At 58.8% G+C, this 10,454-nt stretch carries 9 protein-coding genes; 4 read left to right on the plus strand and 5 right to left on the minus strand.

Features of this window, described 5'->3' with window-relative positions:
• Positions 1 to 138: 138 nt before the first annotated feature.
• Positions 139 to 960, minus strand: coding sequence for a carbon-nitrogen hydrolase family protein (locus tag KGB23_RS28160; RefSeq protein WP_223433414.1), 822 nt, complete (start codon positions 958 to 960; stop codon positions 139 to 141).
• Between the two features lie 124 nt (positions 961 to 1,084).
• Between KGB23_RS28160 and KGB23_RS28165 the strand changes: the two genes are divergently transcribed.
• Entirely contained in the window at positions 1,085 to 1,885 is an 801-nt protein-coding gene (locus KGB23_RS28165) for a helix-turn-helix transcriptional regulator (protein WP_223433415.1), read from the plus strand.
• 33 nt (positions 1,886 to 1,918) lie between these two features.
• Positions 1,919 to 3,538, plus strand: coding sequence for an FMN-binding glutamate synthase family protein (locus KGB23_RS28170; protein WP_223433416.1), 1,620 nt, complete (start codon positions 1,919 to 1,921; stop codon positions 3,536 to 3,538).
• Between the two features lie 23 nt (positions 3,539 to 3,561).
• Here the strand turns inward: KGB23_RS28170 and KGB23_RS28175 are convergent, their stop codons facing one another.
• The 3 genes from KGB23_RS28175 to KGB23_RS28185 are packed head-to-tail and all read right to left on the minus strand — an operon-like array spanning position 3,562 to position 6,390.
• On the minus strand, positions 3,562 to 5,076 hold the full coding sequence (locus KGB23_RS28175) for a glucosyltransferase domain-containing protein (RefSeq protein ID WP_223433417.1): 1,515 nt from the start codon (positions 5,074 to 5,076) through the stop codon (positions 3,562 to 3,564).
• Position 5,077: 1 nt separating this feature from the next.
• Entirely contained in the window at positions 5,078 to 6,019 is a 942-nt protein-coding gene (locus KGB23_RS28180) for a glycosyltransferase family 2 protein (protein ID WP_223433418.1), read from the minus strand.
• Positions 6,016 to 6,390 carry a GtrA family protein gene (locus KGB23_RS28185; RefSeq protein ID WP_056742044.1) on the minus strand — a complete coding sequence of 125 codons (375 nt, stop codon included), beginning with the start codon at positions 6,388 to 6,390 and terminating at the stop codon, positions 6,016 to 6,018. The genes KGB23_RS28180 and KGB23_RS28185 overlap by 4 nt, the downstream gene beginning before the upstream one ends.
• Positions 6,391 to 6,631: 241 nt before the next feature.
• Here KGB23_RS28185 and KGB23_RS28190 point away from each other — a divergent pair, with 241 nt between their 5' ends.
• Positions 6,632 to 7,756, plus strand: coding sequence for an OpgC family protein (locus tag KGB23_RS28190; RefSeq protein WP_223433419.1), 1,125 nt, complete (start codon positions 6,632 to 6,634; stop codon positions 7,754 to 7,756).
• Positions 7,757 to 7,810: 54 nt separating this feature from the next.
• On the opposite strand, the gene KGB23_RS28195 is transcribed toward KGB23_RS28190, so the two are convergent.
• Positions 7,811 to 9,232, minus strand: coding sequence for an amino acid permease (locus KGB23_RS28195; protein ID WP_223433420.1), 1,422 nt, complete (start codon positions 9,230 to 9,232; stop codon positions 7,811 to 7,813).
• A 497-nt stretch (positions 9,233 to 9,729) separates the two neighbouring features.
• On the opposite strand from KGB23_RS28195, the gene KGB23_RS28200 reads away from it, so the two are divergent.
• A complete protein-coding gene (locus tag KGB23_RS28200) occupies positions 9,730 to 10,188 on the plus strand; it encodes an REP-associated tyrosine transposase (protein ID WP_223433421.1) in 459 nt (152 codons plus the stop codon).
• Positions 10,189 to 10,454 lie beyond the last annotated feature (266 nt).

The raw sequence follows: 10,454 nt of genomic DNA on the forward strand, positions 1-10,454 counted from the left end.
GGGGGAAAGGGGGCAGATCTCCATGCTTTTCAAATCCTGAGTTCGACTCGGTTATTCAGGTCGATGTAGAGCTTTGCATCACCTCGGTCAGTCCCCTCTACCTTCGGGAGAGGGTTAGGGTTAGGGTGAGGGCTTGGTTCAACGCTCAGGAATCAATAACTCCCGAACACCGCCGACCTGCTCCACCACTTCCCCCGGCAACCGCAGCCGCTGATCATCCAGATACCGATAATCCTGCCGCGCCGCCGTCAGCTGATTCAGGTCCAGCTCAACCGCAAACTGTCCTTCCTCGCGCCCGGCCTCGAACAACAAAGTCCCCAGCGGATCCACCAGCGCACTGCCACCCGCAAACACCAACCCGCCATCGCCCTCTTCCACCCGGTTGACCATCAGCGCAAACGCCTGGTTTTCCTGGGCACGGGCCATGATCGCGGTGCGGTGAGTCGGGCCGTAAGGGTCCATGTTGCCGTTGGTGACGATCAGCAGTTCGGCCCCCAATTGCGCCAGGGCCCGGGCGGTTTCCGGGAACTCGATGTCGTAACAAACCAGCAGGCCGACCCGCACACCGTTCCATTCACACGTGGCGTAACGGTCTCCGGCCTCGAACACACCGCGATCCGACGCCCACAGGTGCGTCTTGCGATATTTCAGGGCGATGCCTTCGGGGGTGATCAGCAGCGTGGTGTTGTAGAAGCGGCCGTTGTCGTTCTCGGCCATGCCAATCACCACGGCGATGTTGTGTTCACGGGCCGCGGCCAGCACCGCGCTGACGGTCGGACCGTCCAGCGGTTCGGCGGTTTCGGCCAGCGCCTCGAGGGACGGAAAGCCCATCAGGTGGGTTTCGGGAAATACGATCAGCTGCGTATCGGCAGCACAGGCAGCCATCGCCGTCAGAGCGCGTTCGAGGTTATAAGCCGTGTCGTTGTCACGGCCCGCCAACTGGGCGAGTTCGACTTTCATGGGTATTCCTTGTTCTTGACCAGGCTGGCAGAAAGATTGCCCGGTCGGTGTCTGTGCGCCAGTATGCGCAGCAAGCCACCGGCCCGAAATCACGCCGCTGGGGTAACCCGATAGGGGTAGAGGCATGACACTCTCGTTAGACGACATCGCGTGGCACCGCTCGGTCGGGCAACTGATCGACGCCTTGGACAAGCCCAATTTCTGGACGCAGCTGGTGCGGTTGCTGGATCAGTACGTACCCTTCGACAGCTGGGTGGCGCTGCTTTTCAGCGCCGATCAGCACCCGCTAGTGTTCGCCGAATGCCCGGGCGCGGACGGCAGTCCCGATCAGTTGTTCCAGGACTATCTGCGCGGTTTGTATTTGCTCGATCCGTTCTACATCGCCTGTCGCGAGCAGTCGCGCACCGGGCTCTATCGCCTGTCGGAAGTGGCACCGGAGCATTTCGAGCTGACCGAGTATTACCAGCGCTACTTTCGTCTGAATGTGGTGGCCGATGAAATCCAGTTCAATTGCCAACTCGAAGGCGACCGAACACTGTGCCTGTCACTGGGCAGCAAGCAGCGTTTCAGCGGCCAGCAGATTGCCTTGCTGTCGCTGATCCAGCCTTGGGTACTCGGCCTGTTGCGCCAGCGCCTGCCCTACGAAATCAACGAAGTCGTGGCCCTCGCGCCAGCACCGCCGAAAGCCGACTGGCGCGTGCAGCTGGAGGCGTCGGTGCAACAACTCAAAGGCGCGCAATTGACCGCCCGGGAGCTGGATGTCGGGCGCTTGATGCTCAGCGGTTGCTCCAGTAAAGAAATCGCCCGCAAGCTGGAAATCTCTGTCGAAACCGTGAAAGTCCATAAGAAACACATGTACAGCAAACTGGGGATCAAATCCCAGTCAGAGCTGTTTTCGATTTTTCTCCAGGCACAAAATGCCTGATTGCCCCACCGAGTCCGAACCCAAGGAAACCGTATGAGCCTGTCACTCCTGAGCCGCTACGCCTTCTTTGCCGTCTGTGTGATGTTCACCCTTGCCAGTCTGCCCTTCCTGGAGCACGACTGGCTCTGGCCCATCACCGCCGTCACCGGCATTCTCAGCCTCGTGGGCCTGTTCGATCTGCTGCAAAGCCCTCACGCCGTGCGCCGTAATTACCCGATCCTCGGCAACATCCGCTATCTGGTAGAGGGTATTCGCCCGGAAATCCGCCAATACCTGCTCGAGTCCGACAGCGACGCCCTGCCCTTCTCCCGGGCCCAGCGTTCGCTGGTCTATTCACGGGCCAAGAACGAAAGCGCCGACAAACCCTTTGGCACGTTGATCGATGTGTATCAGTCGGGTTTCGAGTTCATCGGCCACTCCATGCGCCCGGCGCCGTTGAGCGACCCGAGCAGTTTCCGGGTAACGGTCGGCGGCCCGCAGTGCACGCAGCCGTACTCGGCGTCGGTGTTCAACATCTCGGCCATGAGCTTCGGCTCCCTCAGCGCCAACGCCATTCGCGCGTTGAACCAGGGGGCGAAACTCGGCAACTTCGCCCACGACACCGGCGAAGGCAGCATCAGCGCCTATCACCGGGAAAACGGCGGCGACCTGACCTGGGAACTCGGCAGCGGCTACTTCGGCTGTCGCACCGCCGACGGTCGCTTCGACCCTGAACGCTTCGCGGCGCAAGCGCAGACACCCCAAGTGCGGATGATCGAAATCAAGATGAGCCAAGGCGCCAAGCCTGGTCATGGCGGGATTCTGCCCAAGCACAAGGTCACCAAGGAAATCGCCGAAACCCGCGGCATCCTGATGGGCGAAGATTGCATCTCGCCGTCGCGACACAGCGCGTTTTCCACACCGATTGAACTGATGCACTTCATCCAGCAGTTGCGCGAACTGTCCGGCGGCAAACCGGTGGGTTTCAAGTTCTGCCTGGGCCACCCGTGGGAATTCATGGGCATCGCCAAGGCCATGCTGGAAACCGGCATCCTCCCCGACTTCATCGTGGTGGATGGCAAGGAAGGTGGCACCGGCGCCGCGCCCGTAGAGTTTACCGACCACATTGGTGTGCCGATGCGCGAAGGCCTGCTGTTCGTGCACAACACGCTGGTCGGCCTGAACCTGCGAGACAAAATCAAACTCGGTGCCAGCGGCAAGATCGTCAGCGCCTTCGACATCGCCAGCGTCCTGGCCATCGGCGCCGACTGGGCCAACTCGGCGCGCGGCTTCATGTTCGCCATCGGCTGCATCCAGTCGCAAAGCTGCCACACCAACAAATGCCCGACCGGTGTCGCCACCCAGGACACCCTGCGACAACGCGCACTTGTCGTCCCGGACAAGGCCCAACGCGTCTTCAACTTCCACCGCAACACGCTCAAGGCCCTGGCCGAAATGCTCGCCGCTGCCGGGTTGGAACATCCTTCGCAGCTATCGGCCAAACACCTGGTACGGCGCATGTCGGCGACCGAGATCAAACTGTTCTCGCAACTGCATGTGTTCTTGAAACCGGGGGAGTTGCTGACCGGTGAAGTCAGCGGCGAGTTTTACTCACGGATGTGGCAGATGGCGCGGGCGGATAGTTTTGAGCCGAATGAGGTCGTAGCGGCCTGAACCCGACGCCCCCTCATCGCGCTTCACCAGTGCAGCGTCTTAATCGGCGCTGGCTCTTTCATGACAATAAAACCGTAATCGCCGAGCAGATAAATCCGGTAGTACTGGCTCTCCAGCACCGGTGGATAACCCTGATAACCCACTCTCGTCGCGTTACGTCGTTCCTTCTCCGCAACAACGTTAGTGATGCCCACTTTCGGCAGGTTCTCGGCCAGCATGTAGAAGTCGATGTTCAGCAGATAGTGCAACACCGGCATCTGCTTGAACGAGCCCGCCGCCCCCCGCAGCCAGTGATCGGAATAGGTCACGGACATGTAAATGCGCTTGGCCTCGAGCAGCTGTCGATTCGACGCAATGTCCTGCTCAAGACTTAACAACGCGCTGGCCGCGAAGGCTTTCTGCACCGTCAACACGCGCCCATAGGCGTACGACAGCGAAAGCATCGCCAGCAGTGGAACCATCAACAACAGCGGCAGCCGCTCGTGGATTCGTGCCAGCGCCAGATGGCTCAAATAGAACAACAGCACCAACAGAACCGCAAAGCCCATCAGGGTCCTGGCGCCTTCATTGAAGTCCCGGAAAAACAGCGCCATACCCGACACCAGTAAGGTCACTACCGGTAATGCCAGCACACAGATCAGGCCGATCAGCATTTTGTTCGCTGTGCTGTCCTGACGCGCCACGACGTTGAGCCCCAGGCGAACCGCGCCAGCAACGGCACACAGCAACAACCCGGCGAACAACCAGGCAAATCCGCCGTGAAACAGCAGCACGACTTTTTCCAGCACTCGGGCGATGTTTACGTGCAGTTGCAGCAACGGCTCCGCGGTCCAGTTCAGCAGCAGAGTGCGATTGTGCTGAGTGAACGGATAAGCACTGACCGCGTAAATCAGGCAGCCCAGGAAGGCCTGAGCGATTTTCCAGCCGATCAACTCGCACCACTTCGGCCAGGCCAGTTTGTCATTGGCGCCCCTGAGTACCTCCAGGCAACACAACCCGAGAAATACATTGAAGCTCACCTGATACAGCCCTATCGCCAAGGCAACCAGGAAGGACGGCACCAGCCACTGCTGAATGCGCGAAGGGGAACGAAAGGTGATCGCATAGATGACCGCCACCACACTCAAAGCCATGGTGGGGCCGTCGTATTGATAGGACAGGTTTTGCAAAAAGAACGGGTTGTACCAGAGCGGTAGCATCACCAGACAGCAGGCAATCGTCGGTTGCGGGTAGTAATGAAACGTCAAACTCGTCAACGCTGCGGCCATGGCCAGCGTGGCGATCAACAGCGGCAGCGGAAAGATGTTCGGCGCGGCATTGCTGAATGTCAGCAGGTTGTAGAACAGCTCGGTGAATAACCGTCCCTGCTCCGCCCAGGCCGAACCGGCCGCGGCTGACAGGGATCGCCAGTTGTCGTCGATATATGGATAGTCCGCGAGGATCAACGGCACCACATACACAAAGGTCGCCAACAGAAAAAACAGCCAGACCTGCCGACGCCCGAGTTCCTTGCTGAAAAAGTCGCTGAACCTGCCCATGCTAAATCCCGAGCCGGTCTTTGCCGCCGACGATGTCTTTCACCACATAGCGTGGCCGATGCTTGGCCTCGATGTAGATGCGGCCGACGTACTCACCGAGGATGCCGATGCCGATCAGCTGCACGCCGCCGAGAAATAGAATGGCCGTCATCAACGACGGGTAACCGGGGACGCTGTTGCCGAAGAAAATCTTGTCCAGCACCATGTACACCGCGTAGAGCACTGCGAAAATCGAAATGCCGCCGCCGACATAAGTCCATAAGCGCAACGGCACCGTGCTGAAGGAGGTCACACCTTCCAGCGCCAGGTTCCAGAGTTTCCAGCCATTGAACTTGCTGGTGCCCGCCGCTCGCTCGGCTCGCTCGTATTCCACCACCACGGTGTTGAACCCGGCCCATGACAGCACCCCCTTCATGAACAACTGGTGCTCGGGAAGCGCGCGAATCACATCGACCACCTTGCGATCCATCAGCCGGAAATCCCCGACGTTTTCTTCGATGCGGGTGTAAGCGATACGGTTCAGCACACGATAGAACAGCGACGCGCTGTGGCGTTTCAGGTAACTGTCGGCGGTGCGATCCCGGCGCTTGGCGAGCACCACATCCGCGCCTTTTTGCCATTGCTCGATCAACCGCGGGATGACGCTGATCGGGTCCTGCAAATCGACATCCATGGGAATCACCGCATCGCCGGTGGCATATTCCAGGCCGGCGAACAACGCCGGCTCCTTGCCGAAGTTGCGTGAGAAGTTGATCAGCAAGACCTGTTCATCGGCCTGCGCCAAGGCCTTGACCTCTTCAGCCGTCCGGTCGGAACTGCCATCGTTGATGAACACGATCTCGACCTCTGCCTGGTCGAGCTTCAACTCGCGACGCACGGCCTGATAAAACAGGCTGATCGCCTGTTCTTCATTGAATACCGGAACGATCAACGAGACTTTCATGCGTTTCGCTCGCGAAAGACCACGTACTTTGAAAACAGAAAGCCAAGCACCAGGCTCAATGCCGAAAAGATAGCCACCGTAAGCAGGCCGTGAAGTCTCCACACGTCGCCTGCATGGCCGACGCCCAGACTCAGCGCCCCCATGGCTCCCAAGAATAGAAGATAACCGCCGACTGACGCCTTGGCATCGAAGGTGTACAGCGCGTTCATGTAGAAGGAAAACGAGGCGGCAACGCAGAAGGCTGCCAGGTTGCTGACAGCCTGACTGAGGCCGGCCCCCACGCTCAGCAGAAAGAAGATTTGCCAGTGGATCAGGGTGTTGGCGACCCCGACCACCGTGTAGCTGGAAAATCCTTTCCACAAAAGTTTCATGGTGACCCTCCTGTTTCACGTCATAAAACTTTGAACTTGTCTACTGTCAGAAATCACAGGTCCGACCGCCTTTCAGACCAGCGGTCAGGGCTTGCCTCAACGCCGGGAGACATCCCGAAATACCCCGGTTTTGCAATTACCTGCGAATCACGCCACCCTGCGCGCCGCCGTTGTGCGGCGCGCAACCTTTGGCGCCTTCGGCTACTCCTTATTCTCAACACCCGTTCACGAGCCCGCCGTCATGACGTTTGAGCGCGATCACCGAATCGACTTTTTTCGCGGCCTGGCACTGATCTTCATTTTTTGGGATCACGTGCCTCACAACCCCCTTGGCCAAATCACCCTGCGCAATGTCGGCTTCAGCGATGCCGCAGAAATATTCGTGTTTCTCGCCGGCTACGCGGCCGTTCTGGCCTACGGCAAAATCCTTGCGCGCGATGGTTACCTGATCGCCTGCGTGAAAATTCTGCGGCGCGCCTGGGTGCTCTACGTGGTCCATATTTTCCTGCTGGCCATGCTGATGGGCATCGTGTTCTTCGCCAACAGTCATGTGGAAACCCGCGATCTGGTGGAGGAAATGGGCCTGCATCACTTCATCACCAACCCCCAGCAAGCGTTGACGGATGAGTTGCTGCTGCGCTTCAAGCCGAACCTTATGGACCCGCTGCCGTTGTACATCGTGCTGCTGGCGGGATTGCCACTGGTCCTGCCGTTGCTGGTGCGCAAGCCGTGGGCGGTCGTAGCGGTGTCGTTGGCGGTGTACTTGCTGGCACCGCGGTTTGGCTGGAACCTGGCGGCCATCAAGGACGGCGTGTGGTACTTCAACCCCGTCACCTGGCAACTGCTGTTTGTCCTCGGCGGCTTTGCGGCGATTCACGGGCTGCGGCCACGGTTGCCCGACGCTCGTCCGCTGTTGCGCCAGCCCTTGTTTGTCAGCGCGGCGGTGTACTTGGTGGTGGCCGGCGTGATTACTGTCTCCTGGCGCTGGCCGGAAATACACGATGCCCTGATGCCCGCCAGCCTGAGCAACCTGCTGTACCCGATCAGCAAGACCGATCTGTCGCCGGTCCGTCTTCTGCACTTCCTGGCGTTGGCCTATGTCACCGCCAGGCTCTTGCCCGGCAACGGCTGGACGCAAAACTGTCTGGCGCAGCAATGCTGCCGCATGGGGCGCTACTCACTGGAAGTTTTCTGCCTCGGCGTGCTGTTGGCGCCCTTGGCGGACATGCTAAACGCCCTGACCGACGATGCGTTTGCCATGCAGGTTTTCACAGCGTTGGTGGGTGCCGGGGTAATGGCGTTGCTGGGGGCGTGGCTGGATTTCAATAAACGGTTGAATCGATCAGTGCAAACCGCCACAGCCTGAAATGCAAAAGCCCCGACCAATGGACCGGGGCTTTTTCATTTCAGGCGTTACGCCTTACGAAGCCGAACGCACCGCACCCTGCGACACATTGGTCGGTTGCAGCTTGAACACGTAGAACAACACCGTCAGCAGGACCAGGAACGCCGGGCCCACATACAGCGCCACGCGAGTGTCCGGGAAGTACGCCATCAGGCCGACCACCAGCACCAGAAACGCCAGCGCCAGATACGAGCTGACCGGGTACAACCACATCTTGTATTTCAGGCCGGCACGTTCGCTGGCACTCAGGCCTTGGCGGAACTTGAGCTGGGCCAGCAGGATCATCACCCAGGTCCAGATCGCGCCGAAGGTGGCAATCGCCGTCACCCAGACAAAGACTTTTTCAGGCACCAGGTAGTTGAGCAGCACACCCAGCAACAAGGCACCGATCGACAGCAGCAAGGCGCGACGCGGCACGCCGTTGTTCGAGGTCTTGGCGAAACCGGCCGGGGCCTGACCGTTCTGCGCCAGACTGTAGAGCATGCGCCCGGTGCTGAAGATGCCACCGTTGCAGGACGACAGCGCCGCGGTGATCACCACAAAGTTGATGATGCCGGCGGCGGTCTTGATGCCCAGACGCTCGAAGGTCATCACGAACGGGCTGCCCTGGGTGCCGATTTCGTTCCACGGGTAGATCGACAGGATCACGAACAGCGCGCCGACATAGAACAGCAGAATCCGCCAGAACACCGAGCCGATCGCATTGGGAATGGTCTTCTGCGGGTTCTTCGCTTCACCGGCGGTCAGGCCGATCATCTCGACGCCGAGGTAGGCGAACATCACCATTTGCAGGGACATCAACACGCCTTGCACGCCGTTGGGCATGAAGCCTCCGTGCGCCCAGAGATTGGAAATCCCCAAGGCAACGCCGTCGTTGCCGAAACCGAATGCAATCACTCCGATACCGCCGACCACCATCGCAACGATGGTGACGATCTTGATCAGGGCGAACCAGAATTCGAACTCACCGAAGGCTTTCACCGCGATCAGGTTGATCGAGCCCATGCTGATCAACGCCGCGAGTGCCCAGATCCAGCGCGGCACATCGGGGAACCAGACGCCCATGTACACCGCCACCGCGGTGATTTCCGCAACGCAAGTCACCAGCCACAGGAACCAATAGTTCCAGCCAGTCAGGAAGCCCGCCAATGGGCCGAGGTAGTCTTGAGCATAACGGCTGAAGGAGCCGGCGACCGGGTTGTGCACCGCCATCTCGCCGAGGGCGCGCATGATCACCAGGATCGCCAGACCGCCGATGATGTAGGACAGCATGATTGCCGGACCGGCCATCTCGATGGCCTTGGCCGAACCGAGGAACAGACCGACGCCGATACAGGCACCGAGTGCCATCAAGCGAATATGCCGTTCGCCGAGTTCGCGTTTGAGCGGGCCGCCTTGAGCGGTCTCGCCATTGGGCAGGTGATTGCCAACTGGCATAGGGGTACACCTCATCTTGTTATTGGATATGACCACCGAGTGTCGAAGCGCTGACCGGTAAGCCAATGCTTTTCTGAAACCGGGCCTGCTTCGTGGGCAAACCCGTCTTGTAGGACAAAACCTGCAAGATCAGCGGGGCGTGCAGTATAAAAAGCTTCCTACAGGGTTTTTCACTCTATAAACCACAACATTCAGCGAGAACTCTCGGGAAAAGCCGGGTTTACGGAGGGGCATTACCTGGTATTTGCAGGACTTTTCGCCAATGAAACGGCGTGGAGTATTGCACGGTAATGGTGCATCGTCATGCCCCTATCCAGGCCTTATTTATCGCTCGACGTGTCTAAATCAGCCATTTCAGACCCCCTCACCACAAAAGCTCCTCATCGCCAGATCCTTCGCAGGAAACAGAAATTTCACTCAACAATCGCAGCGCCAATGCAGACCACTGCGTACTAGCCTGAGAGCGTCACCTGACTTTCACGTAAGGAAGCAATGGATTGCCTACTCAACCAAACTCCCATCGCCTGCGTTTAGGCAGAAATTCCGAAAACGGTCGTGCCTACCTCATCACCGCAGTTATTCACGATCGACAACCCATATTTTCTGATTGGCGAGTGGGGCGTTTGCTTGTCGCAGAACTGCGCCGGGCTCACGACTCCGGACTGGTGAATTCAATCGCTTGGGTGGTTATGCCCGATCACTTCCATTGGCTTATGCAACTGAAAGGAAACGATCTGGGTTGTGTCGTCGGTTCCATCAAGTCACGTTGCACCCAGACAGTGAACAGAATGACGGAACGGGAGGGCCCACTATGGCAAACCGGCTATCACGACCGGGCAATCCGCGATGGAGAAGAACTCCTGCCGTTCGCTCGATACATCGTCGCAAATCCATTACGTGCCGGCCTGGTGGAAAAAATCGGTGATTACCCGCTCTGGGATGCCAACTGGCTCTAAAACGAACACAAACTCTGTGGCGAGGGGGCTTGCCCCCGTTGGACTGCGAAGCAGTCCCCCCGAAACTTGAACGCCCAATGTTGTATGAGGCAAACCGCATATACCTGACTTGCGTCTGCTACGCAGCCGAACGGGGGCAAGCCCCCTCGCCACAAAAGCTTCCTCGCCACAGGGAATGATAGGAAATCGATATTTGTATATTCACAATTTTTTCACCAACGCCAACCACCGTCTAAGCTTCAGACAAGTCCTCTCAATCTGCGTGA

Origin of the sequence: Pseudomonas sp. GL-B-26 (assembly GCF_019947405.1) — a bacterium.
Classification (GTDB): Bacteria; Pseudomonadota; Gammaproteobacteria; order Pseudomonadales; family Pseudomonadaceae; genus Aquipseudomonas.

Bases quoted from the DNA above. Each gene is read 5' to 3' on its own strand.
- KGB23_RS28160 (WP_223433414.1), bottom strand. From the start codon at position 960: ATGAAAGTCGAACTCGCCCAGTTGGCGGGCCGTGACAACGACACGGCT.
- KGB23_RS28165 (WP_223433415.1), top strand. From the start codon at position 1,085: ATGACACTCTCGTTAGACGACATCGCGTGGCACCGCTCGGTCGGGCAA.
- KGB23_RS28170 (WP_223433416.1), top strand. From the start codon at position 1,919: ATGAGCCTGTCACTCCTGAGCCGCTACGCCTTCTTTGCCGTCTGTGTG.
- KGB23_RS28175 (WP_223433417.1), bottom strand. From the start codon at position 5,076: ATGGGCAGGTTCAGCGACTTTTTCAGCAAGGAACTCGGGCGTCGGCAG.
- KGB23_RS28180 (WP_223433418.1), bottom strand. From the start codon at position 6,019: ATGAAAGTCTCGTTGATCGTTCCGGTATTCAATGAAGAACAGGCGATC.
- KGB23_RS28185 (WP_056742044.1), bottom strand. From the start codon at position 6,390: ATGAAACTTTTGTGGAAAGGATTTTCCAGCTACACGGTGGTCGGGGTC.
- KGB23_RS28190 (WP_223433419.1), top strand. From the start codon at position 6,632: ATGACGTTTGAGCGCGATCACCGAATCGACTTTTTTCGCGGCCTGGCA.
- KGB23_RS28195 (WP_223433420.1), bottom strand. From the start codon at position 9,232: ATGCCAGTTGGCAATCACCTGCCCAATGGCGAGACCGCTCAAGGCGGC.